Here is a 24,391-nt window from a genome sequence, read left to right on the forward strand (position 1 = left end):
CAGCACATTGCCGCGCAGCGCCACATAGTCCGGCACCACCAGCGGGATCACCGGCAAATCCTGCATCACCAGACATTCGGCGTCCTTGTAGACCTCCGCCCGCTGGGTGGGATCGGGGATCGCCATTGCCCGCTCGATCAGGCCGTCGAACCGGGCGCTGGTCCAGCCGACGGGATTGAAGCGGCTGCTGCTGCTGAACAGCTCGTCCAGGAAGTTCATCGGGTCGGGATAGGTGGCGGTCCAGCCGAACAGGAAGGCGTCGTAATCGCGGCGGCGCGAGCGCGCGATGAACTCCTGCCGCGGCGCCATCACCAGCTTCGCCGGGATGCCGGCATTGTTCCACTGCGAGACGTAATAGACGAATTCCCGCCGGTATTCCGGCACGACGGTAACCTGGAAGGGCTCGATGCCGCGCCCCTCCGGATAGCCGGCCTCCTCCAACAGGCGCTTGGCCAGCATCGGGTCGTAGACCAGCGGCTCCAGCTTCTCGTTGGACAGCAGCGCCGGCGGGACGATGCCGTTGTGGACGCTCGCCACGCCGCGGAAGAAGCGCTCCACCATGGCGCTGCGGTCGATCAGCAGCGACATCGCCCGGCGCACCCGCAGATCGCCGAACGCCTTGACCCGCCGCGGGTCGAGCGCCACCACCCGCATCTGCATGCGCGGCACATTCGACAGCGAGCGCTTGAAGCCGGGATCGTCCATCACCCCGCGCAGCGCATCGGTGTCGACGAAAGTGAAGTCGATCTGGCTGTCGTTGAACAGCGTGATGCCGTCGTTGCCGATGCCGGTGGCGAGGAAGGACACCCGCTCGAACGGCACAGCACCGCCGCGCCAGCCGGGGTTGGCCTCCACATCCATGCGGATGCCGTCGCTCGACCGCACCAGCCGGTAGGGGCCGGTTCCCGCCGACAGGCTGCGGAACCAGTCGGGGCCGGCCTGTTCGGCCGCCTCGACATCGACGATGTTCAGCCGGGCGAAGGGGAAGACGGCGCAGGGCTCGTCGCAGACCACCTCCAGCGTCCGGTCGTCGATCACGGTGATGCCGGACAGCTCGGCGGCGGTCTTCGCCCGCAGCTCGCGAAAGCCCCGCACCTTCGACAGCGCCAGCACGGCGAAGTTGGCGCCGTCGCCGCTGAGCGCCGCCTCGAAGCTGCGCTTGACGTCGCGCGCGATCAGCGGCCGGCCGGTGTGGAAGGTGACGCCGTCGCGGATGGTCAGCCGCCAGCGACGGGCATCGGCCGACGCCTCCCAGGCGGTGGCGAGGCCGGGCAGGATGCGGCCCTTGGGATCGACCGTGGTCAGGCTCTCATACATCGAGCCGAGGACCTGACGCGCGACCAGATCGCTGACGGTCAGCGGATTGAGTCCGCCGGGCAGGGACTTGAAACCGATGCGCAGGGTGCCGGCGGCCATCGCCGGCCGGGGCAGGGCCGCGGCAAGACTGGCGCCCCCGAGCAGGCCGCCGAGCAGGCTCAAGAAATGTCGTCTCCGCACCGCCTGCATCGCTGACCCGTACCCCCGATAGTCTTGCAGGCAATCCTTAACACGGGGCGGGGCAGGCGGTCACCCTGGCCGAGCGCCAGATGCTTTCGCAATCGAAAGCAACTTTAACGCGCCTTCTGATTGAAGGACAACCGGAGCGGGCTTTCGTAATCGAAATTGGATCCCCTCTCCCCGCTATCGGCGGACCTATGGTCCGCCTGTCGCGTCAGCGCAAACGAAGTTTGCGCGTGAGCGGGGGGAGAGGGAGGAAACCTCAGCCGTTCAGCAGGGCGTCGATGCGGTCGCGCAGAGCCTGCAGCCGCTCGCGGTGCTCGCGCTGCAAGGCCTGGGCGACGGTGTCGATGGCGGCCAGATCCTTGTCCATCCGGTTGATCGCCTTGCCCAGCACCCGCATCGGTTCCGCCGTGCTGGACGCCGCCGGGCGGGCGGCCCGAACCGCACCCACCGTCAGTCCGCCGGTGCGCGCCGTCTGCCACAGCCGGCGCAGCTCCGCCTCGTCCTCGACGAAGGCCAGCTCGACCAGGGCGGAGCGCGACACCGCGTCGGGGTTGGCGCGGTAATCGGCCAGGATGTCGTCGGGCAGGCGCAGCACCTTCAGGCGCTTCGACACCTCGGCCTCCGAACAGCCGACCGCCGCCGCCACCTCCGACTGGGTGTAGCCGTGCGCCTCGATCAGCTGGGACAGGCCGCGGGCGAGGTCGATGGCGTCGAGATCGACGCGCTGGACATTCTCGATCAGCGCGATCTCTTCGGGCCGGCCCTTGGTGATGATGGCGGCGATGGTGCCGCGGCCGAGCAGCCGGTGGGCGCGCAGCCGCCGCTCGCCGGCCACCAGCCGGTAGCGGCCCTTCTGCTCCGCCTCCTGGACGAGGACAGGTTGCTGCAACCCGTGGCGGGCGATGGAGTCGGCCAGCGAGCGCAGGGACTCGTCGTCGAACACCGTGCGGGGCTGGCCGGGATTGGTCTCGACGGCGTCCAGATCGACCTCGACCAGCCGGGGCAGCATGCCGCTCAGCCCGAACATGCGGTCGGTCTCGGCGGCGAAGCCGGCCTCCTTGGCCTGGAGCACGGTGGCGGCGGTCTGCCGGGTCAGCTTCTTAGGCGGCATCGACGGTCTCCTGCAGGCGGCCCATGGCGGTCAGCAGCGCCGAGGCGATGGCGGCATAGCTCTCCACCCCCGGTGCGCCGATGTCGGCATCCAGCGTGATGACGTTGGCGCCCGCGGCCTGGGCGTAGATGGTTGCGCGCGGCACCGGCGGGAACACCCGGCGGCTCTCGCCCCACAGGCGCTGGATGTCGTCGAGCGACGAGCGGTCCTGGGTCTGGCGCGGGTTGACCATGGTCGGCAGGATGCCCAGCACCTCCAGCCGCGGGTTCAGCCGCCGCTGGATCTTGGCGACGGTGTCGAGGAAGGCGCTGACGCCGAGGATGGCGTGCGGCTCCGCCTGGCAGGGCACCAGCACATAGTCGGCGGCGGTCAGCGCGTTGATGGTGACGGCACCCAGGTTGGGGGCGCAGTCGATGACGATCACGTCATAGCGGTCCCGCACCCCGTCCAGCATCTCGGCCAGTGCCGTCTGGGCGTTGGTCAGGTTGCCCGGCAGCTCGGTGTCGGCACTGGCCAGCGCGATGCTGGAGGGCACGACGTCCAGCCCCTCGACGCTCGTGGGGCGGATCACCGCGTCGAGCGGCGTCTTGCCCATCAGCGCATGGTAGAGGACCCTGCCCGCCTCCGTCAGCGCGACGATGTCGGTCTGCGGCACGCCGACATGGACGGTGGCGTTGCCCTGCGGGTCGGCATCGACCAGCAGCACGCGGTTGCCGGCACGGGCCAGGATGAAGGCCAGATTGATCGAGGTCGCCGTCTTGGCGGTGCCGCCCTTCTGCAAACCGACGGCGACGGTGGTGCCGCGGCGGGGCAGGGGGCTTTCCGGCCGTTCGAGATCCAGTAGAAGCAACCGGCCCAGCACGTCGCGCGGCAGGGCCTCCTTGCCGGTTTCCCATTTGCTGAGCCGCTGCTTGTCGTATTTGCGGCCCGTCAGTTCATTGACGAACGCCGCCATCTGCGTCTGGGTCAGGCCGCGCCGTTCCCGCAACGCCTTCAACTGTTCCCCTGTCACGCCCCGTCCTCCTGCCCCGGCACCGGTCGGCAGCGACCCTAGCAAGTCGTCGCGACTCCGGCAACGGGTGTCTACCGGATGGGGAGGGGATCAGCGCGCCATGGGCATCGACCGGCGGGTTCACACCGTCTCGTCGTATTCCACCTTGGGAACGTCGATCCAGTTTTCCGGCTGGCCCTGGCTCTTCTTCCAGAACAGCACCGGCAGGTCGGCGTTCAGCACGCGGCCCAGCACGGCACCGCGCGCCTTCATCGTCTCCTTGTATTCCGCCGTCTCGACGATGCGGACGCCGTAGCCGGGGATGCGGTCGGCGGCCAGGACGGGATTCAGCGCGTTCTTGAACTTGCGCAGGTCGTTGTCGGAGCCGACGCGCTTGCGCAGCGGCTCCAGCGCCATCCAGAAGGCATGGCCGCGGGCGAGGTGGGCGCGCGCGATCTCGTACAGGCGCTTCTCCACCGGCTTCAGCGCGAAATACTGGTCGTCGTAGCTCAGCAGATTGTGGCCCAGCGCCGCGCGGGTGACCCAGCCCGACAGCGTCAGCTTCAGCCCGCGCACCGCCCGCTCGCCGTCCTTCTTGCGCTGGTAGAGCAGCTTGTAGTCGGAAATCCACGAGAAGGCGCCGCTCTCGCCCTCGCCGCCGGTTTCCAGGTTGGTCTTGATCTGCGTGCCCTGGAGCCGTTCCAGCGCGCCTTCGATCTTGTCGTAGGCGCTGCCGCCGGCGGTCTTGCCGACGATGCGCTGGAGGTCGCTGGTGGTGAAGTGCAGCTCGCCCAGCTTGGAGCCCTTGCCGGAGTCCATCTTCTCGCGCAGCAGCGAGATGGCGTAGAGCAGCACCGCCTTGTCCCAGATCGTCGCAACGCCGACATTCTTCGGCGCCCGCACCTCGATCCGCACCTTCCCGTCATCGTAGGTCGGCAGCGATTCCGCCTTGTCCTTCGACAGGCCGAACAGGCTGTAGACCATCATGTGGCGGTCGTTCTGCACATCGCCGGTCAGCGGTGAATCGAGCCGCAGAGCCAATTGCAGCGGCCGGTCGAGCAGCTCGGCGTTGATGGTCTGGGTCATGCGATCTCTCCGCTGGTCCCGGGCGGCCTCAAGTGGGTTGAACCCATAATCCACAAGCCTGCCGCCCGGTTCCACACTGCCGGGCCAAACGTCGCCGTTCTGCCGAAAGATTCCCGCGGGCGGCGCCGAATGCCCGGTCGAATGTCGCCGTTCTGCCAGTTTTTGCCGCCGGTGGCGGGGGAGGGCCGTCGGACGGGAGCCGGACGCGGATTCGGCGGGGGCCGGAGCCGCTCCGGCCGGCCCGCGGTGGCGGCAACGTCTGCGTTCTGCCGTGCCGGGGAGGAACGGGGCAGGGGAGCATCAGATCAACATATTGATTTTCCTTGGTTATTACATGGCTTGGGGTCGAGGGATCGGGCGGGAAGGCCCCTGGGGAGGGCATCGACTGGCAGAACGGCGACGTTCGGACGATCCGCCGAAGGGCCGATTCCCACCCGATTCTCCGCCGATTCCATAGCGGGGAGGGGAGGGGAGGGGTGGAATCCGCTCCATCATTCGGCAGAACGGCGACGTTCGGCTGGGCCATCCCATCCGCCCAAGCCGCCGACGGCCAAGAATCTTTCGGCACAACGGCGACGTTTGGAGCCGAATCTTTCGGCACAACGGCGACACTTCGACCCGGACGGACGGAGGAACGGTGCTGCAAGTGCTTGATTCCTCCGCAAGAATCCAGGCAGGCGTCCGCGAAATGCCGTCCCCCGGCGATTCTTCCAAGACCGTGGACAGACGCGCAACGCCACGTACACATTTCAAAAAACGGGCGAAAACCGCCCTCATGCCGTCGTCGTGCGCCCATGCCAGCTCCTGGCCGGCGCCACGCGCCGGTGTGACGGGCGGTATTCGGTCCAGGCAACGTCAATCTCAGACAACCTGAATCTCAGGCAATCCGAAGAGGGCATCGTGACGGAGAGCATCATGACGTAGCGGAGGACCGACCTCCGGAAACACGAAGGGCCCGGATTGCTCCGGGCCCTTCGTGTCGGACGGAGGAGACCGAGGAAGACCCCGGGCACCCCACATCTGGCGGTTTGGCGACTCCATGATGGCAGGGCAGGCCCGCAAAGCCAAGCGGATTCACTGCGAATCCGTTGACGCTCTTCCTTTGTCTTCACCCGTCCCAGGGATCGACCGACAGACGGGTAATGCAATGAAGCCATACATCGACATGTACAGGCGCTGGATTGCCGTGCCCGGCATCCAGGCCGCCGACATCGCGGTGTTGTCCGCGCTCTACGCCCATGCCGACCGCGACGGTGTCTGCACCGCCACGCAAGGCGAGCTGGCCGAGGAGCTTGGGCAAAGCCGCGCCTGGTTCAATGCCGTGCTGAAGGGCCTGCAGGAGAAAGCCGCGCAGGACGCTCCTTCGGACTCCGCGGCGGCGCTGGTCTGCGCCAAGCCGCGGCGGGGCCTGCGCGGATTCGCCTATCAGCTGGCGGGGATGGAGGGCTTTACCGCCGGCATGTCCTGTCAGCCGGCTGACAGCAGCGGTTCGCCGGCCGACATCTCCATAGACTTCCAGAATCCTGAATCCTCCTCCTCCCTCCAGGGCGGGGGCCTCCAGAGCGGGGGGATGGGTCGGCAGGACGAGGCGTTGCCGGCCGACTGGCAGCCCGATGCCGCCGATCTGGCCTGGGCGGCCCTGGAGCGTCCGGAGGTCGATGCCGGCCGGGTGACGGCGAAGTTCGTGTCCTGGTGCCGCAAGGCCCACCGCCGCAACGGCTACCGCCCACCGGATCCGGGGGCCGCATGGCGCCGCTGGATCGCCCGGGAGCTGGTGGCCCCGGTGGAGCAGCCGGTGGAGCAGCCAGCCGAACAGCCTTTCGTCCAGTCCTCCACCGCCCAACCCCGCCGGGAGCCCCGCAATGACCGTCGCCCCGAACTCCGTGCCGAACTCCGAAGCGGTGGCCTGCGTGCCGGCCCTGCGTCCGATGCCGCCGGCCGCAACCGCGACACCCTCGCAGCCTTGCGGCTTCGCCTCGCTGGCCAGGCTTGACGCCGCGGATCTGCGGTTCGAGACCCAGGATCTGGCGCCGGACGAGATCGGTGCGCTCGCCGACCGGGTCGAGCAGGCCATCGGCACGCTGACCCCGCCGATCGGCATCGAGAATGTGCTGATCGGGCTGGAGAAGCTGGCCGACCGCTTCGCGCTGGAGCTGCCCGACGCCGACCTGCTGGAGGCCGATGTGCGGGCGATGGCGGACTGGCCGGCCGACCGCTGGATGGCGGCCTTCGATGCGGTGTGGGCGGCTTTCCGCAGCGGCTGGAGCCGCTTTCCGACGCTGGGCGACTTCCGCGAGGCGCTGGGCGCCCTGCCGCCGGCGGTGGAAAGCCGCGCCGCCGACGATCTGCGGCGGCTGGCGGGCCGGCTGCGCCAGGAACAGCAGCTGCGCGCCCGCACCGAGGAGCAGCGCCGCCGCACCCGCGCCCGCGAAGCCGCCCTGGCCGACCGGCAGCGTGAACTGGCGCTTCAGCGCGCAGCCGAACCCCTGCCCGAACTCCCGCTTGTCCGGGGGCCGGTCGACCAGCATTATCCGCCGGACCACCAGAGAGTGCCGCCAGCGGATGAAACCGAACCATCGCCCGCCACATCGCCCGGCCGGGACCGCCGACGCACAGGCGCTGCTGACCCGTGCCGTCACCCATCATCAGGCTGGGCAGCTGGCCGAGGCGGCGACGCTCTACGAACAGGTGCTGAAGCGGCTGCCGCAGCAGGCGGACGCGCTGCACCTGTCGGGGCTGATCAAGGCGCAGACCGGTGCGGTGATGGAGGGGATCGAGCGGATCCGGCAGGCGGTGAAGGCCGACCCGAGCCAGCCGCTCTTCCATGCCAATCTGGGCCGTCTGCTGGAGGCGGCGGAGCAATGGGAGGATGCGGCGACTGCCTTCCGCTCGGCGGGCCGTCTGGCGCCGCTCGATCCGTCGCTGCCGCGGCTGGAGGCGGCGGGCTGGACGCGGCTGGGCCGGCAGGAGCCGGCGGCGCAGGCGCTGCTGCGGGCGATGGCGCTGGAACCGGCGGATGCCGGCACCGCGGCGGATCTGGGCGACGCGCTCTACGATTGCGGGCGCTTCCTGCCGGCCGCCGACTGGTACGGGCGGGCGGCGGCGCTGGAGCCGCACCGGATCCTGGCGGCCTTCAACCGGGGAGCGGCCCTGCGCGACGGCGGCCGGATCGCCGGGGCGGCGGCGGCCTTCCGGGCGCTGGCGGGACGGGCGCCGGAGATGGCGGAGCCGCTGGAGCAATACATGCAGCTGTCCCGGCAGCTGGGCGGCAACGGAGCCGCTTGGGCGGCGACCCGCCGGCTGCTGGCGCTGGTGCCGGCGCAGGCGGCGGCGGTCCGCAGCCTGGGCGGTTCCGGGACCGGGCCGGCGCAGGAGCTGGTCTGGCTCACACGGCTGGCGCGGCTGGACCCGCTGGCCGAGGATGTGGTGCTGGCGCTGGCCGGCCGGCTCTATGGCCGGCGGCGGATCGCGGCGGCGGAGCGGGCATACCGCCACGCGCTGGCGCTGAGGCCGGACTCCGGCCTTGCGCTGTCGGGGCTGGGACTAGCGCGGGCGACGCTGGGGATGGCGGGGGCCGTGCCGGCGGTGCTGCGTGCGGTGCGGGTGGCGTCCGACGATGCGGCACTCGCCGCCAATGCCGGATCCGCCTTCCAGCTGGCCTTGCAGCCGGAGGCGGCGCTGTCCTGGCACCGGCGGGCGCTGGTGCTGACGCCCGACGATGTGGCGGCCTGGGTCAACATCGGCACCCTGTTGCTGGAGGCCAACGCGGCGGAGGAGGCGATCCCGCCCCTCGACCGCGCCAGACGGCTCGGCGAAATCGCGCAGGACATGGACCAGCTGGCGCTCGCCAACTCCAATCTCGGGGTCGCCCGGATGGCGCTGGGGCTGCATGGGGAGGCGGTGGCGGCCTTCCGCGCGGCGCTCGACCGGACGCCGGACGACGCGGCGATCCGCTCCAACATGCTGTTCTGCCTGTGCTTCGACGACCGGGCCGATCCGGTCGAGGTCTTCCGCGAGCATCGCGCCTTCCAACGCCATCTGCCGGCGGTCCCGGCCGTTCCCCATGCGGTGGAGAGCCGCGACCCGGAGAGGCGCTTGCGCGTCGGCTACCTGTCGCCGGATTTCCAGCGCTATCCGGGGCCGGGCTATCACTTCCTGCTGCCGCTGATCGAGGGGCACGACCGCGGGAGGGTCGAGGTCACCTGCTACCACAACGACCGCAGCCGCGATGCCACCACCGAGCGTTTCCAGGCGGCAGCCGACCGCTGGCGCGACGTGGCGGTGCTGACCGACGAGGAACTCGACCGCCGGAATCCGGGAGGACCGCATCGACCTGCTGGTCGATGCCGGCGGCCACATGTCGCGCAACCGCATGGCCCTGATGGCGCGCCGCCCGGCGCCGGTTCAGGTCAGCCTGCCGCTCTATCCCAACACCACCGGCCTCGACGCCGTCGATTACCAGCTCGCCGATCCCCGCCTGGCGCCGCCGGGGGCGGACACGCTGCATGCGGAAAAGCTGATCCGGCTGCCGGGCTGCGTGCTGTGCTACCGCCCGGCGGAACTCCGCCTTCGCGCCGCCGATCCAGCCGCCGCTGGAGCGCCGCGGCCACATCACCTTCGGGTCCTTCAACAACATCACCAAGGTGAACGCCGCCACCATCGCGCTGTGGGCGCGGCTGCTGGCGCTGGTGCCGACGGCGAAGCTGGTGCTGAAATGGCGGGGCTTGGGCAGCGGCGGCGGTGCCGACCGGCGCCTGCTGGCCGCCTTCGCCCGGCACGGCATCGCGGCGGAGCGGCTTGAACTGCGCGGCATCACCCCGGATCCCTATCAGGACTACGTCACCATCGACGTGGCGCTCGACCCCGTCTTCGCCAATGGCGGAACGACGATCTGCGACGCGCTGTGGATGGGCGTGCCGGTGCTGAACCGGACCGGGCCGACCCTGATCGGCCATTGGGGGGCGACCCTGATCGATGCCGTCGGGATGGCGGCGTTGGTGACGAGGGACGATGAGGCCTATCTGGCGCAGGGTGTCCGGCTGGCGACCGACCGCGCCTTCCTCGACGCGCAGCGAGAGGGCCTGCGCGAGCGGATGCGGCGGTCGGTCCTGATGGACGAGCCCGGCTATGCCCGCGCGGTGGAGGCCGGCTATCGCACCGCATGGCGCCGCTGGTGCGCCGGGCTGCCGGCGGTCGCCTTCGATGTGGCGGCCTTCGACGTTTCAGTAGGGGAGGGGCGGTGATGAGCGTCTGCGATCTGGCGGCCGTCCGCAGCATCCTGGTCGTCAAGCTGGACGAGGCCGGCGACTTCGTGATGGCGACCCCCTTCCTGCGGGCCTTGCGCGCCGCCGCCCCGCAGGCGCGCATCCTGCTGGCGGTGCGCGAGGCGGTGGCGGAATCTGGCGCTGACCTGCCGCTGGGTCGACGGGGTGGTGGCGCCGCGGCCGAAGGAGGGCGGCGGCATCGATTTCCGCGGCATCACCCCCGGCGGGCTGAAACTGTTTGCCGAGTGCTACCGCGCCGGCTTCGATCTGGCGCTGGTGCCGCGCTACGACTTCGACCGCCATGGCGCGACGACGCTGGCCGCCAACAGCCGGGCAAAGCTGGTCGCCGGTTTCTCCGAGCGGGTCACGCCGTGGAAGGCCGACGGCAACCAGGGCTTCGACCGTGCCTATGGGCTGGCGCTGGCCCCGCCGCCGGGGCGGCACGAGGTGGAGCAGAACGCGGCGCTGCTGGAGGCGCTGGGCGCGGGAGCGGATCTGGGGCCGCTGGAACTGGCGCTGACGGCGGAGGACAGGGCGGCGGCGCGGCGGCTTCTCGGGTCCGGCGACCGCCCTGGGGATGGCCGGCCGCTGATCGTGGTGGCGCCGGGCGCGGCCAGCCTGCGCCGTGTCTATCCGGCCGAGCGGCTGGCCTCGGTGGTCTCCGCCGTCGCGGGCGCGCTCGATGCGCGGGTCGCCGTGCTGGGCACCATGGAGGAACGGCCGGCTGCCGGCGCGCTTCTGGCGGCACTGCCGGGACGGGCCATCGACCTGACCGGCGCCACCCCGCTGCGCGTTGCCGCGGCGGCGATGGCGGAGGCGGCACTGGCGATCACCATGGATTCCGCCCCGGCCCATCTGGCGGCGGCGGCCGGGGTGCCGGTGGCGGTGTTCTCCTGCCATCCCATCGGCGGCGATCCCAACCATTTCCACGCGCCGGAGCGCTTCCGGCCCTGGACCGGCGGGCGAGAGGAGCGGGCGCTGGTCCTGCGGCCCGAGGCGGCGGTGCCGCCCTGCACCGTGTCCTGTCTGGCGGCCGAGGCGCACTGCATCGCCGACATCGATCCGGCCGACGCCACGCGGCGCATTCTGGACATGCTGGCTGCGACCATGGGAGAGCGGGGATGAGCGATCCCATCATCCATGTCAGTTTCCCGTAGCCGCCGGACGCCTATCCGAAGCCGCATGCACTGGCATGCCCAGCTCAGCCGCGATGTGTTCGATGCGCGGGCGGGCTTCTCGCCCTGGCGCGTGCCGCTGGAGCTTGGTCTATCACGGCGGTCCGCGGAAGAACTCGGCGGAGCTGATCCAGACCCTGCGCGACATCGGCTTGCAGGAGAACACTGACTTCAGCGTCGCCGCCCATGTGCCGAAGGGACGGGCCGACCTGATGGCCTTCCTGCGCCAGAATTTCCTGATCGTCGGCAACACCTCCTACTTGGAGACCGGGCCGATCAACATGATCGAGTATCTGCTGTCGGGCTTCGCCATCTACGGCCATGGCGACTGGTGGGACGGGGCGGGCAACCCGCGCTTCGGCTGGTCCTACGACCCGGCGGCGCAGGAGACGAACCGGGAGAACCTGCGCCACATCTTCCACGAGCTGGGGCCGGCCGGTCTGGCCGCCGAACGCGACCGCGTGCGCACGGCGTTCCTGGAGCGCACCGACAATGAGTGGCCGGCGCTGCTCGGCCCGCTCTGCCGGCATGTGGAGGCGCTGCTGGACAGCGACCATCCTGGGCGCATCGGCGGTTGAGTCGGCTGCGACAGGCCAAATCGTTAAAGTTGCTTTCGAGTTGGAAAGCCTGCCACGGTTCAGAGAGCTGTCGCATATGCCTCCCTGTCCCGGGGCTTTCAGCGGATCTTCGATCCGCCTGACGCCGTCAGTACAAACTTCGTTTGTGCGAGAGGCGGGAGAGGGCATTTCCCCGCCGCAAGTGGGAGATAGGGGTCTGAGTAGCAGCGGAACAGAAAACCTACATAAGGATTTCACGGTTTGTCGTCTGGATTGGCAGTTGTTTCGGGATTTTTAGGATTGGCCGTGCTGCGTAACATCAAACCGGGGTTTGTCGGACCATATGTGACCGGTAGCCGCCATCGTAGTGATAGGCCGAGCGGTGAAGCCGCAAAGCCGTCGTCAGCTCGGGCACAGACGTAACTGGTCGATATGAGAGGATTGAAAATGGCCGAAGATGCTGGCGTGATAGCTGTGGACCATACGGGATTCTCGGTCGCCTCGTTGGAGGAGGCGATCCAGTTTTGGACTGAGGCGATGGGTTTCGACCTTGCTCGCCGAGGAGAGATGGGTGGGGAGTTTCTACGGGAGGCCACGGGGGTTGACGATCCGCGCTGCCGAATGGCGCTGGTGACGGCTCCAAACGGTTACCCTGTCGAACTCCTCGAATATTCGACAGGCCGTACGCTGGGCCAGACACCTCGTAGCGCAGGTGCGATCGGTGCCGCGCACATCGCCATCACGGTTGCGGATATCCGCAAGGCGATCGCGCGGGTTGAGACGGCGGGGTGGGCAGTGAAAGGTTCGCCGCAGCCGATACCAGCCGGCCCCCGATGCGGAACAATGGTCGCGTACATCTCCGGTCCGGATGGTATCACCATCGAACTGATGCAGCCGCCCGTTCAACATTCCCGCGTCGTGTAACGCCCCTTCGGTCCGGGAAAGCTCCTTGTGCAGGTTTTCTGTTCCGTTGCTACCCAACCCCCGAGATACGCAGGAGAAAAGAAAATCGGCAGATCCACGATCAGGTGGATCCGCCCGAGGCGAGGAGACTGAAAGCCGGTACCCGAACGTGCCTGTAAAGGCACCGGCACTCCGAAAGGCCCGGCTGCGCAGGACAGTGCAGCCAAGCCATCCGAACCGAGCGTCTCCTATCTCTGTGACAGGGTTACCCGGCGATCAGGCCGCGCAGCTGCCGATTTGCGACAGCCAGCATGGCGAGATCGACCGCCGGCTGGGCGCGCAGTTCGGCCAGAAGCTGTTCGACCCGCTCGACCACCAGATTGCGGGTGGCGATCCGGCCATCGACCGCCGCGGCCTCGCGTCGCCTTCGCTTTCCAGCACGCGCACGGTCAAGGCGCTCTGGTGGGCGAACAGGTCGTCGACGATGGCGGCGACCGCCTGACGCTGCCAGTGGTTGTCGACCTTCGCCGTGCTGGCGCGGTCGCGCAGCCATTCCAGGCCGAAGCGGCGGCCAAGGCCGAAATAGACCGAGGCGACGCCCTCCACCGCGCGGCCGGTGCGCTCGGCGATCCGCACCAGATCGGGGGCGGCGGCGAGAACCGGCAAGGCGGCGATGCGGCGGGCCGAGATCCTCCGGCACGCCCTGGGCAATGGCGTCGGCGATGCGGGTGGCGAGGCGCGAGGACTCCTCCTCGTCGAGGAAGCGGTCCAGCCCGGCGGCCGAGCACTCCACCCCGGACGGAAGGCGGCGGACTCGCGGCCCAGATCCAGCGGGTGCGGGCTGTGGGCCAGGAACCAGGCCACCGCGCGGTCCAGCAGGTGGATGGTCTCCAGCATCAGCGCCGTCTGCAAGGCCGCCGGCACGACGGTGTCGAGCGCGTCGATGGCGTCCCACAGCGGGCGCAGCTGGAACACGTCGCGGGCGATGGCATAGGCGCGGGCGACATCCGCCGGGCCGAGGCCGGTCTTCTCCACCATGTCGCGGACGAAGGTGGGACCGACGCGGTTGACCAGGCTGTTGGTGACGGCGGTGGCGATGATCTCGCGGCGCAGGCGGTGGCGCGAGATCGCCTCGCCCTGGCCGTCCCGCAGCGGCTGCGGGAAGTAGCGCAGCAGATCCTCGACCGTCGCCGGATCGTCCGGCAGCTCCGAGGCCAGCAGATCGTCGTACAGCGTGATCTTGGCATAGGCCAGCAGCACCGCCAGCTCCGGCCGGGTCAGGCCGCGGCGCTCGGCCATCCGCTGGGCCAGCTCCTCGTCGGTCGGCAGATACTCGATGGCGCGGTTCAGCCGGCCGTTGCGCTCCAGATTGCGGATGAAGCGCAGCTGGGCTTCCAGCAGGCCGGCCCCTTGCGCCTCGGCGATGGTCAGGGCCTGGGTCTGGCGGTAGTTGTCGGCCAGCACCAGCCCCGCCACCTCGTCGGTCATGGCGGCCAGCAGGGTGTCGCGCTGCTTCAGCGTCATGTCGCCGCGCGCCATGACGTCGCCCAGCAGCGATCTTGATGTTCACCTCATGGTCGGAGGTGTCGACGCCGGCCGAATTGTCGATGGCGTCGGTGTTCAGGCGGACGCCCTTGCCGTCGCGGCCCTTCTGCGCGGCCTCGATGCGGCCGCGCTGGGTGACGCCCAGGTTGGCGCCTTCGCCGACCACCTTGGCGCGGATTCTGGCCGCCATCGATGCGCAGCGCGTCGTTGGCCTTGTCGCCGGCCTCGGCGTTGGTCTCGGTCGCGGCCTTGATGTAGGTGCCGATGCCGCCGAACCACAGCAGATCGACCTCGGCGGTGAGCAGGCGGCGCATCAGCTCGACCGGCGACAGATGGGCCTGCTCGATGCCGAAGCGGGCGCGGACCTCCGCCGTGCAGCTTCCACCGTCTTGGCGCTGCGCTCGACGATCATGGCGCCGGCGGAGAGCTTGGAGCGGTCGTAATCGGCCCAGGAGGAGCGGGGCAGGGCGAACAGCCGGTTGCGCTCCTCCCAGCTGGTCGCCGCATCGGGATCGGGGTCGAGGAAGATGTGGCGGTGGTCGAAGGCGGCCAGCAGGCGGATGTGTTTCGACAGCAGCATGCCGTTGCCGAACACGTCTCCCGACATGTCGCCGACGCCGACCACGGTGAAGTCGGTGGTCTGGATGTCGGTGCCCATCTCGCGGAAATGGCGCTTCACCGATTCCCAGGCGCCGCGGGCGGTGATGCCCATCACCTTGTGGTCGTACACCGGCCGAGCCGCGCGGACGCTGAAGGCGTCGCCCAGCCAGAAGCCGTGGTCGATGGAAACGCCGTTGGCGATGTCGGAGAAGGTGGCCGTGCCCTTGTCGGCGGCGACCACCAGATAGGGATCGTCGGCGTCATGGCGCACCACATCCTTCGCCGGCACGACGGACCCGTCGGCGGCGAAGTTGTCGGTGATGTCCAAAAGGCCGCGCATCAGAATCTTGTAGCACTCGATGCCTTCGGCGAGCGCCGCCTCTCGGCCGGCGCTGACGGGCGGGGGACGCTTGACGACGAAGCCGCCCTTCGAGCCGACCGGCACGATGACGGTGTTCTTCACCATCTGCGCCTTCATCAGGCCGAGGATCTCGGTGCGGAAATCCTCGCGGCGGTCGGACCAGCGGATGCCGCCGCGGGCGACCTTGCCACCGCGCAGATGGACGCCCTCCATGCGCGGGCTGTAGACGAAGACCTCCACCCACGGGCGGGGCAGCGGCAGCTCCTCGATGGAGCCGCTGTCCAGCTTGAAGGACAGGTGCGGCTTGGGCGCCCCGTCCGGCCCGGTCTGATAGGCGTTGGTGCGGAGCGTGGCGCGGATCAGGTTGACGAAGCGGCGCAGGATGCGGTCGTCGTCGAGGTTGGTGACGGCGTCCAGCGCGGTCTCGATCTGCTCCAGGATCGGCGCCTCTTCGACAAGGTTCTTCGGATCGAAGCGGGCGGCGAACAGGCGGGACAGCAGGCGGGCGGTCTGCGGGTGGGCGGCCAGCGTCGTCTCGATGGTGTCCTGGGCGTAGGCGAAGCGGGCCTGCTTCAGGTACTTGGCGTAGGCGCGCAGGATCGTGACCTCGCGGCCGGCCAGACCGGCGCGCAGCACCAGACGGTTGAAGCCGTCATCCTCCATCCGGCCGTCCCAGATGTCGGCGAAGGCGTCCTGGAAGGTCTGCTTGACCTTGACGCAGTCGACCGGCAGACCGTTCTGGGTGCGGGCGGCGAAGTCGTGGATCCAGACCGACTGGGCCGGAGTGGAACCGCCGGCCGGGCGGACCTCGTAGGGCTGCTCGGTGATCACCTTCAGGTCCATGTGCTCCAGCATCGGCAGCACGTCGGACAGCGGCACCGGCCGGCCCTGGTGGTAGATCTTGACGTGCAGCTCGTCGCCGTCGGCCTCCAGCGGGTGGAACAGCACGATGCCGAGCCGCTGTTCGGTCAGGGCCCGTTCGATGCGGTCGATGTCGTGGACCGCGGTTTCCGCCGGGAAGGTCTCGCGGTAGCCGGCCGGGAAGGCGTCGGCGTAGCGGCGCAGGCGGGCGTTGCCGGTCTCCTCGCCATGGGCCTCGACCAGCGCGTCGCGCATGCGGTCGGCCCAGCTGCGGGAAACCTGCACCAGCCGCGCTTCGATCTCGCCGATGTCGACGGGGGAAGCTTGCCCGGCTCCGTCTTCACCATCAGGTGCAGGCGGGCGAGCGCGCTGTCCGACAGCTGGGTGAAGTAGGAGGTGCAGGTGCCGTGGAAGGCGGATTCGAGGACCGACTGGATCTTGCGGCGCAGCGCGGTGTCGTAGCGGTCGCGCGGCACGAAGACCAGCGCGGAGACGAAGCGCTCGAACGGGTCGCGGCGGACGAACAGAGCGAGGCGCTGGCGTTCCTGCAGGTAGAGGATGCCGACCGCCGTCTCGAACAGCTCGTCCGACGGGGTCTGGAACAGCTCGTCGCGCGGGTAGGTCTCAAGGATGTTCAGCAGCGCCTTGCCGTCATGGCCCGACGGGTCGAAGCCGGCGCGGGTCATCACGCGGGCGACCTTGCGGCGCAGGAACGGGATCTCGCGCGGGCTGCGGTTGTAGGCGACCGAGGTGAAGAGGCCGACCGCCAGCGTGACGCCGACCACCTTGCCCTCGCCGTCGAAGCGCTTGACCAGGATGGCGTCGAGCGGGACCGAGCGGTGGACGGTGGCCTGCCGGGTGCCCTTGGTCACCAGCAGGGCGCGCGGCTGGTGCAGGAAGGCACGGATTTCCTCCGGCAGCACGGCGGCGTGGCCGTGCTCGTCGAACACGGTGATCTCCGGGGCGCGCAGCACGCCCAGCCCGCTGCCCTCGACCAGCTCCAGCCAGGGCTCCTGGCCGGCGCCGCCGATGGTGGCGGTGTAGAGGCGGCTGCCCAGCAGGGTCATGTTGCCGTCGTCGATCCAGCTCAGGAAATCGGCCGCCTCCTGCAATTCCTCGGCGTCGGGGGCGTGGGCGATGTCGTCGCGGGCGGCGCGCACGCGCTCGCGCATCGGCATCCAGTCCTCGACCGCGGCGCGGACGTCGGCCAGCACCCGCTCGATGCCCTCGCGCAGGCGGGCCTGGGCGGCCGGGTCCGACAGCGGGTCGATGGAGCAGTGCATGAAGGATTCGTCAGTGCGCGCCGTCGGCTTCCTCGCCGGGTTCCAGCAGCTCGACGATGCGGCCGTCGGCGTCGCGGACGACGCGGGTGACGGGATGGATGATGAGGTGGACGGTGACGCCCTGCCGGTTCAGCTCCGCCGTGACGGAATCGACCAGGAAGGGCATGTCGTCGTTGACGATCTCCACCACCGAGCGTTCGGCCTGCCACCCGTGCTCGTCCAGACGCGGCGCGTAGACGCGCACCTTGGGCCGGCCTGCGGTGCGCTGCTGGCCCCATTGCCACATGGCCAGTGCCGCGCCGTAAAGCTGTTCCGGCGTGCTGCGCAGCAGGTCGTCGGGGGCACGTTGGCGTAGAAGCGCTTCACGAAGCGCTCCGCCCGCGCGTTCGGAACCCGGCTGCGCACCAGTTCGGCCAGCTGCTGCCGCAAGTCGCCTGCCAGATCCTTCGTCGCCGTACGCATGATGGTGGTTTTCTCCTCTCGGGTTTTTCGGGCGTGTCTGCTTTGAACGCGTTTTTCTTTTGATTGGTAGTACCACCCCCCGACGACTTTTCGACGGCAAATAAACGGCAGGATTTCTGACCAAGCGGCGATTCGCACTCCTTTTGGGGTATTTGTCCAAAGATTCGGACAACCCAGTCACATGTTCGCCGAATTTATCCATAGCGCATTCACATCCCCGCCATGGCTCCGCCATCGCCGATGCCGCGGCAAAGGCGCACAGCGCCCATCCGCCGCATCCGGCGGTGGACGGATCGGTGCGCCGGGAGGGAGAAGCCGACTCGAAGTGGGCGGGAGGGGGCGGAACCGGCAAACCGGCGGAAATTCAGGAAAACCGACGGGAAAAAAGGTAAGCTATACTGTCCTAACGGCGTTTCAGATCGGCGCCGGGGCGTTTTCGGACAAGCTATCGACAAGCCGGCGGGCGTGGGCGGGAAGATCGGCAAAATTCCGGGCGCACAGCACCAGCAGGCGGGGCGCCCAGGGGTCGCTCAGCGGCATGACCCGCAGGCCGCCGCTGTCGAGCGCCCGCAGGGCTGCGGTCTCCGGCACGATGCCGACCCCGACCCCGCGTTCGACCAGCCGGCAGAGCGCCACCGGTCCGCGCACCCGCACGCGGTAGGACAGGCTGCGGCCGGCGCGGGTGGCGTGGCCGTTCAGATCGTCCTGCAGGGCGCTGCCGGCGCTGAGGCCGACGAAGGGTTCGTCCAGCAGGTCGGCGAAGGAAATCCGCTCGTGCCCGGCCAGCCGGTGCGACAGCGGCAGCACGGCGACCAGCCGGTCGCTGCGGAAGGGGCGGGTTTCCGAGCCCGCCGAGATCGACCATGTCGGCGACCACGCCGAGGTCGGCCAGCCCGGCGGCCACCGCCTCGACGATGGCGTGGCTCGGCCGCTCCTCCAGATCGATGTCGATGCTGGGATTGTCGGCGAGGAAGCCGGCGAGCGCGTCGGGCAGGAATTCGTTGATCGCCGCGGTGTTGGACAGCAGCCGGACATGGCCCTTCAGTCCCTTGGCGTATTCCGCCAGCTCGCCGCGCATGCGTTCCAGCTGGTGGAGGACGAGGCGGGCATGGTGGACCACCGCGCGGCCGGCCGGTGTGGGGCGAGACGCCGCGGCGGAAGCGTTCCAGCAGCGGGATGCCCAGCGCCTCCTCCATCCCGCGCACCCGCGCGCTGGCCGACGCAAGCGCCATCGCGCTGCGCTCCGCCCCGGCGGTGATGCTGCCGGTCTCGACAATGTGCAGGAACAGCCGCAGGTCGGTCAGGTCGAAGCGCATGGTCTGTCTGGATGGAACCATAAAACCTTACGAGAGCACCCATATAACGCACTCGCTGGAACCATAAAATAGTTCGCCACAACCGTGCTCGGAATGGACTAGCGAAGTGTTTTTGGTTCTGTGGAAATCCACATAAAGACAATCTTGTTTTGTAAAATTACCGCTGCGACCAGCACCCTGTTCTTGAATTTCAGTCTTCCAGTTTTGGCTCACCTATGTTTCGAAGGCCATGGAAGAAAATTTAACTGCATTTGAATGTTATAATAATAAATTTGAGTCGATAATAGTTTTTCTGAGAGAAAATTCACCAAAATTCCGTGATCTTAATTACTATATCCCCCATCGCAAAATCTGAAAGTTAGAATATTCTGGACCCGTTATGCCAAATTCTGGTGATAATTCCCATAAGTATATCGCTGATGACCAGTTTTTTTCGGAGGAAAATCAACTATCCTTCCGATAAATGCTTTTTGTGGGAGGCTGCTATGGGATGTGACGCCACATTGCGTGTCTCTGGTGCTCGCGCTTGCTTTTCATGCGCGGAGTTCAAGACTGAGCGTTCCTCCTATCCGGTCATCACGCCATCTGCCGCCCGCGGAATTTTTGAAGCTGTTTATTGGCGCCCCAGACTGCGTTGGGTCATCGACCGAATTCATGTGCTCAAACCGATTCGCTTCCAGTCGCTAACGCGCAACGAAGTCGGCGAGCGCATTTCGGCTATTTCCGTACGCCATGCAAAGCAGAGCGGTGACATTCAAAGTCTGCCGCGGAACGCCGCGGACATCCGGCAGCGCCGAGCCACGACTTTTTTGGTTGACGTCGATTATTTGATCTCCGCTCGCCTTCGTCTGACGGATGATGCGCCAAGCAGTGACAGGCTGGATGAACCCCTTACTATCTTTCGTCGTCGAGCCCGGCGCGGTCAGTATTTCCGCTCGCCCTATCTTGGCACCCGCGAGTTTCCAGCCGATGTCGCGTTGTGGGAGGGGCCATTGCCTGAGCACCAATTGCCCGATGACCAGCGCGACCGCGATCTCGGCCCGATGCTGCTCGACATCGACTACGCCAACAATCACGCCGCCCGGTTTTTCCACGCCATTCTGCGCGACGGCGTTATCAGCGTTCCACCCTTTGTTACGGCGGTGCGGCCATGACGGTCCTCGCCTCTCTTACCTCCCATTATGGCCGGCTGGAACGTCGTCGCGATGTCCCGTCCTTCGGTTTCACGCGTGAGCGCATTGCCTTCGGGCTGGTGCTATCGGCAGACGGCGAGCCCGTCGCCTGTGACGACCTCCGGCTTCCCGCTGGAGAACAGAACCGCGGCGGCGGGCAGTCGATGGCGGTTCCGCGGTCGTTCACGCGATCCGGCATCAAGCCCCGGCCCTTCTTCCTCTGGGACAACAGCCACTTCGTTCTCGGGCTCGGCAGCTCGCCGGAGGGCACGGAACCATCCGCTCATCCTGCCCGTGCCGAGGCCTTCCGTGATTGGCACGAGCGGCTGCTGGATGGCACAGAGGATCCCGGCCTCCTGGCGGTCTTGCGCTTTCTGCGCAGCTGGACGCCAAGTCGCTTCCGGCGAGCGCCATTCTCGCCGGCGATGCTCGATCGCACACTTGTTTTTCGCCTGCTCGACGATGTCGATGCCGCCGGTCGGCCGCGCTTTTTGCATGATCGGCCGGCAGCCCAGGCCGCGTGGGAACCCCATGCCACTGAGGGTGACCGACCCAAGGCAATGTGCTTGGTCACAGGCCAGGTTGCCCCGGTTGCTCGTCTGCACCCTGCGATCAAGGGTGTGTGGGGAGCCCCGACAACCGGCGCATCACTGGTGTCTTTCCACCAGCCTGCTTTCAGATCCCATGGCAAGGTCCAGGGTGATAACGCTCCCGTCTCGGAAGCTGCTGCCTTCCAGTACGGCGCGGCGCTCAACGCGCTGCTGGCACCGGGCAGCCGATCCAAACTCCGGATCGGGGACATCACCATGGTGTTCTGGGCTGACGCCGCCGTCCGTGGTGAGGCGGCGGCCCGTCGGATCGAGGCGCTGGTGGGCAGCCTGTTAGCGCCTACCGGACCACCCGCTCCTGCCATCAATGAAGAGGGGTGCCCGGTTTTTCGCCGTCGCTGGGAATGGCTGGATAAGCCTGCCGCTGCGCAAGCCGCCGCTATTGGCGTAGAGCCCAGCGTCCGCGTGTCTATCCTCGGCCTCATGCCGAACGGTCCACGCCTGTCGGTGCGGTTCTGGCAGGAGGTGACCGCGGGGGAGCTGATCGATCGACTGACCGCTCATTGGCACGATCTGCGGATCGAGCCACTAGCTTGGAAAATACCTCCCTCACCGGCGGCGCTGCTCTATGCCGTAGCACGGCAGGGTCGCTCCGGATCCGTTCCGCAGCAACTCGCCGGCGACCTGATGAGGGCGATCCTGACGGGAGAGCGTTATCCGTCGACCCTGTTGGCGGCGGTCCTCCAGTGTTTGCGTGCCGGCGAACCTGTCGATGGCCCGCGTGCTGCCCTGTGCAAAGCGATCCTCCAGCGTGCTGCCCACCGGCACCGGCGTGGCAGTGCCAATCCACACACCGATCCGGCCATGGAGGTGTCAGTGAGCCTCGATCGTAAGGAGTTCGATCAAGCCTACCGGCTCGGACGGCTGTTCGCTGTTCTTGAGAATGTCCAGCGTGCCGCCCTGGGACGGCTCAACGCCAGTGTCCGGGACCGTTATTACGGTGCGGCCTCGGCCACGCCGGCCAATGTCTTTCCTCTGCTGCTGCGCACCACCCCCCATCATCTGAAGGTGCTGCACAGGGAGCGCGTGACCCGCGGCCTCGCTGTCTGGTTCGAGCGCGAAATCGACGAGATCATGCGCGATCTGGACATGAATCTTCCGCGCCAACTGCAGCCGATGGCACAGGGCCGCTTCGCTGTCGGCTATTACCACCAACGCCATGCTCGCAAACCCGATTCAGAGGTTGCCGATACGGTTGCTTAACCGGAGGAATGAGCCCATGCCTGCTGTCTCAAACCGCTACGAGTGCGTCCTGTTTTTCGAGGTGAAGAACGGCAACCCCAACGGCGACCCCGACCTTGGCAACCAGCCTCGCCTCGATCCAGAAACCAGTCATGGGCTGGTGACCGATGTTTGTCTGAAGCGTAAAATCCGCAATTACGTCAGCCTGTTTCACGGTGATGATCCTCGCTTTGGAATCTACCTGCGCGATGGTGCCATTCTCAACCGGACGCACCGTGACGCCTATCGGGCGGTACGTCCTGGCGAAGCAGCGGTGGCAACGGCCGCCCGGCTGTCACCGCGGGACGATGACGAGGCGGCAGCTCTGCGTCGGTTTATGTGCGATCATTTCTTCGACGTGCGCACCTTTGGCGCTGTGATGGGCTTCGGGGTGAACTGCGGTCAGGTTCTCGGCCCAGTACAACTGTGCTTCGCCGAATCGGTCGAGCCGATCCTGCCGCAAGAGATCACGATCACCCGCATGGCAGCCACCGCAGAACCGGAAGAGCGGAACCGGAAGACGCAGAGAGCAAAGCGGCCCGGTCAGGACCTAAGGACCAACTTGGATAGTCTCACGCCGCTGCAGGAAGGAGAGGCAGCTTCTGACGACGAGCGCATTGAAAACCGGACAATGGGACGCAAGTACCGGGTGCCTTACGCCCTTTATCGTGTCCATGGCTATATCTCGGCCAAACAAGCAGAGGGCATCAGTTTCGATGAGAGTGACCTCGAGCTGCTGTGGACGGCGTTGGAGCGGATGTTCGACCATGACCACTCGGCTGCGCGTGGGGAAATGGCCAGCCGGCGGCTGATCGTCTTCCGTCACGATAGTGCCCTCGGCAATGCATCTCCCGCCAGCCTATTTCGGCGTGTCACGGTTCGGCGCCGGGTACAGGGGGCAACGTATGACCTTGCCAGCTCCGAGCTGGATACTCTACCGCCAGCACGGCGGTTCGAGGATTACGAGATCGACCTCGATCTCACCAACATGCCGGCCGGTGTAGAAGCGATCGTCCGGTTTTGAAGAAGCTTGTGGTTTGGTGGCTTGTCCTTGTTCCGCGCGAACCTCAAGCGCACAGCCGAATGTCGGAAGGTTCGTAATTGGTCAAAAGTGCTGAATATCTGTGTGTTAAAGGAGCTCGTAAAGCGATTGGATTTCCAGTCGCCGAGTCCTCATGAGACGGTTCGCAGATTTGGTACGGATTCAGTTGTTGGAACACGGATTTATGGTTAAGCAATTGCATCCCCTGCGGATGCGCGGATTGAAACACGATTGGACCAGGTGCCGACCCCGCGCCCTTATTGCATCACCTGTGGATGCGCCGATTGAAACATGGCCAGCAGACGCTGGTAAAGATGATGCTTAAGGTCTTGCAGCGTGGATGCCGCTTGCCTGTTCAACTCGGAAAGTCTGCATCTCTTGCGGGTGCGCGGATTGAAAACTGCATATCTTAGAGGCTGGCCTTATCACCGCATCGTTCATGTCGCGTGCGGGTGTGCAGTCTAAAGGTGATCTTCGCGATCATTGACCACTTGTGCTTCCTTTTAGTCAGATTCGGTTTGTTGCGAGCGTACGCTTTAGCGACATCAAACGGAGGAAATCAGCGGTTTAATCTCCAGTCCCATTGAGGAACCCAAGCCATGAAACCGTTGGATGAGGTCGTTTTCCGCTGGGAGGTTGCGCCTGTTCGCGCTCAAACCTCTTTTCGCCTCTCTTACCGATCTTGTTCCGGTTGGTACCAGTCAATCAAGTGTGGCGTCCAATTGCCCTTCGGGAGCTTGCTCGAACGCGATCTGATGGTGCTTCAGGACATCGACCCGGAGATTGATGCCTTCGCCCTCAAACCCGAAACCGTGATTTGGGCGGATGGAGGGAGTGAGCGGCGCTACATGCCCGACTTCAAGGTGATCACTCGAAACAACCGGGTCGTCTATCGCGAAGCCTTGCCCCAGCGGAAACTCGACGCCGACCCTAGCCTGAAGGGGCGACGGTCAAGGATCATCGATGCTTGTGCGGCGCGGGGGGCAAGTTTCGAGATCTGGACTGAAGCGGAAATCCGCAGACAGCCGCGGTTGACAAACTGCAGCCGTATCCGTGCCGCCGTGGCTTTCCTGACCCCGACCAATCTTTCCGTTGTTCGAAATGGGCTCGCGGCCGGCTGTCCGGTCAGCCTTGGCAGTCTGCAGATCGCACTCGGCCCGAACCCGGAATTCGTCGGCGCGTTACTTGGCCTCGTCGCTGTTGGCGAGCTCGCGCTCGACCTCAATGCCGCGATCACACCTGACACCGAGCTGCATCTTGGGAGGACCCCATGGCCACTTGCCGGCCCCTGGAAAAGCCGCTCAGGCACCCTGCTTTGAAGGCCACCGAG

18 protein-coding genes and 6 pseudogenes are annotated in these 24,391 nt (G+C 67.1%); 11 read left to right on the forward strand and 13 right to left on the reverse strand.

Going from position 1 to position 24,391, the window contains the following annotated elements; all coding sequences use genetic code 11:
• The 4 genes from ACWPN3_RS00005 to ACWPN3_RS00020 all read right to left on the reverse strand — a co-directional run.
• Positions 1-1,479: ABC transporter substrate-binding protein (locus ACWPN3_RS00005; protein ID WP_492260959.1), on the reverse strand; the 1,479-nt coding region annotated here is incomplete at its 3' end.
• A 280-nt stretch (positions 1,480-1,759) separates the two neighbouring features.
• A complete protein-coding gene (locus tag ACWPN3_RS00010) occupies positions 1,760-2,614 on the reverse strand; it encodes a ParB/RepB/Spo0J family partition protein (RefSeq protein ID WP_492242400.1) in 855 nt (284 codons plus the stop codon).
• Positions 2,604-3,626 carry an AAA family ATPase gene (locus ACWPN3_RS00015; protein WP_109451912.1) on the reverse strand — a complete coding sequence of 341 codons (1,023 nt, stop codon included), beginning with the start codon at positions 3,624-3,626 and terminating at the stop codon, positions 2,604-2,606. Before ACWPN3_RS00015 ends, ACWPN3_RS00010 begins: the two co-directional genes overlap by 11 nt.
• Positions 3,627-3,746: 120 nt before the next feature.
• Positions 3,747-4,691 carry a replication initiator protein A gene (locus ACWPN3_RS00020; RefSeq protein ID WP_109451914.1) on the reverse strand — a complete coding sequence of 315 codons (945 nt, stop codon included), beginning with the start codon at positions 4,689-4,691 and terminating at the stop codon, positions 3,747-3,749.
• A gap of 1,147 nt (positions 4,692-5,838) precedes the next feature.
• Between ACWPN3_RS00020 and ACWPN3_RS00025 the strand changes: the two genes are divergently transcribed.
• From ACWPN3_RS00025 to ACWPN3_RS00055, 7 genes and pseudogenes are all read left to right on the forward strand, one after another.
• On the forward strand, positions 5,839-6,684 hold the full coding sequence (locus ACWPN3_RS00025) for a MarR family transcriptional regulator (protein ID WP_492260960.1): 846 nt from the start codon (positions 5,839-5,841) through the stop codon (positions 6,682-6,684).
• Between the two features lie 770 nt (positions 6,685-7,454).
• Positions 7,455-8,576, forward strand: a pseudogene (locus ACWPN3_RS00030) (tetratricopeptide repeat protein); the annotation flags it as partial.
• 472 nt (positions 8,577-9,048) lie between these two features.
• Positions 9,049-9,162, forward strand: a pseudogene (locus ACWPN3_RS00035) (hypothetical protein); the annotation flags it as partial.
• Between the two features lie 172 nt (positions 9,163-9,334).
• Entirely contained in the window at positions 9,335-9,934 is a 600-nt protein-coding gene (locus ACWPN3_RS00040) for an O-linked N-acetylglucosamine transferase family protein (protein WP_492260961.1), read from the forward strand.
• A 189-nt stretch (positions 9,935-10,123) separates the two neighbouring features.
• Positions 10,124-11,080: a glycosyltransferase family 9 protein gene (locus ACWPN3_RS00045; protein ID WP_492260962.1), complete on the forward strand. Its 957-nt coding sequence runs from the start codon at positions 10,124-10,126 to the stop codon at positions 11,078-11,080.
• Between the two features lie 136 nt (positions 11,081-11,216).
• Positions 11,217-11,708, forward strand: coding sequence for a hypothetical protein (locus ACWPN3_RS00050; protein ID WP_492242396.1), 492 nt, complete (start codon positions 11,217-11,219; stop codon positions 11,706-11,708).
• Positions 11,709-12,134: 426 nt separating this feature from the next.
• Positions 12,135-12,611: a VOC family protein gene (locus tag ACWPN3_RS00055; RefSeq protein WP_109451923.1), complete on the forward strand. Its 477-nt coding sequence runs from the start codon at positions 12,135-12,137 to the stop codon at positions 12,609-12,611.
• A 255-nt stretch (positions 12,612-12,866) separates the two neighbouring features.
• Here ACWPN3_RS00055 and ACWPN3_RS00060 read toward each other — a convergent pair whose 3' ends face one another.
• The 9 genes and pseudogenes from ACWPN3_RS00060 to ACWPN3_RS00100 all read right to left on the reverse strand — a co-directional run.
• Positions 12,867-14,129, reverse strand: coding sequence for an NAD-glutamate dehydrogenase domain-containing protein (locus ACWPN3_RS00060; protein WP_492260963.1), 1,263 nt, complete (start codon positions 14,127-14,129; stop codon positions 12,867-12,869).
• A 70-nt stretch (positions 14,130-14,199) separates the two neighbouring features.
• Positions 14,200-14,325, reverse strand: a pseudogene (locus ACWPN3_RS00065) (NAD-glutamate dehydrogenase domain-containing protein); the annotation flags it as partial.
• A 49-nt stretch (positions 14,326-14,374) separates the two neighbouring features.
• Positions 14,375-14,449: pseudogene (locus tag ACWPN3_RS00070) on the reverse strand (NAD-glutamate dehydrogenase domain-containing protein); the annotation flags it as partial.
• Positions 14,449-16,161: an NAD-glutamate dehydrogenase domain-containing protein gene (locus ACWPN3_RS00075; RefSeq protein WP_492261121.1), complete on the reverse strand. Its 1,713-nt coding sequence runs from the start codon at positions 16,159-16,161 to the stop codon at positions 14,449-14,451. The pseudogene ACWPN3_RS00070 and the gene ACWPN3_RS00075, both read right to left, overlap by 1 nt.
• Positions 16,065-17,240 (reverse strand): hypothetical protein, encoded by a 1,176-nt coding sequence (locus tag ACWPN3_RS00080; RefSeq protein ID WP_492260964.1) that lies wholly within the window; start codon positions 17,238-17,240, stop codon positions 16,065-16,067. Before ACWPN3_RS00080 ends, ACWPN3_RS00075 begins: the two co-directional genes overlap by 97 nt.
• Positions 17,241-17,250: 10 nt before the next feature.
• On the reverse strand, positions 17,251-17,937 hold the full coding sequence (locus ACWPN3_RS00085) for a hypothetical protein (RefSeq protein WP_492260965.1): 687 nt from the start codon (positions 17,935-17,937) through the stop codon (positions 17,251-17,253).
• A gap of 179 nt (positions 17,938-18,116) precedes the next feature.
• Positions 18,117-18,509 (reverse strand): LysR substrate-binding domain-containing protein, encoded by a 393-nt coding sequence (locus tag ACWPN3_RS00090; RefSeq protein WP_492260966.1) that lies wholly within the window; start codon positions 18,507-18,509, stop codon positions 18,117-18,119.
• Positions 18,510-18,603: 94 nt separating this feature from the next.
• Positions 18,604-18,780 (reverse strand): annotated as a pseudogene (locus tag ACWPN3_RS00095) (LysR family transcriptional regulator); the annotation flags it as partial.
• A 121-nt stretch (positions 18,781-18,901) separates the two neighbouring features.
• Positions 18,902-19,039 (reverse strand): annotated as a pseudogene (locus tag ACWPN3_RS00100) (helix-turn-helix domain-containing protein); the annotation flags it as partial.
• 398 nt (positions 19,040-19,437) lie between these two features.
• Between ACWPN3_RS00100 and cas5c the strand changes: the two are divergent.
• The 4 genes from cas5c to ACWPN3_RS00120 all read left to right on the forward strand — a co-directional run bounded on the left by cas5c (position 19,438) and on the right by ACWPN3_RS00120 (position 24,380).
• Positions 19,438-20,172, forward strand: a complete 735-nt coding sequence (cas5c, locus tag ACWPN3_RS00105; protein WP_492242394.1) for a type I-C CRISPR-associated protein Cas5c — start codon at positions 19,438-19,440, stop codon at positions 20,170-20,172.
• Complete coding sequence (gene cas8c / locus ACWPN3_RS00110) at positions 20,169-22,001, forward strand: type I-C CRISPR-associated protein Cas8c/Csd1 (protein WP_492242393.1); 1,833 nt, start codon at positions 20,169-20,171, stop codon at positions 21,999-22,001. Before cas5c ends, cas8c begins: the two co-directional genes overlap by 4 nt.
• 16 nt (positions 22,002-22,017) lie before the next feature.
• The gene (gene cas7c, locus ACWPN3_RS00115) at positions 22,018-23,043 is read left to right on the forward strand and encodes a type I-C CRISPR-associated protein Cas7/Csd2 (protein WP_492242392.1); all 1,026 of its coding nucleotides are present in this window, start codon (positions 22,018-22,020) and stop codon (positions 23,041-23,043) included.
• Between the two features lie 617 nt (positions 23,044-23,660).
• Entirely contained in the window at positions 23,661-24,380 is a 720-nt protein-coding gene (locus tag ACWPN3_RS00120; protein WP_492242391.1) for a hypothetical protein, read from the forward strand.
• The last annotated feature ends 11 nt before the right edge of the window (positions 24,381-24,391 follow it).

This window comes from Azospirillum sp. UENF 111221 (assembly GCF_058780625.1).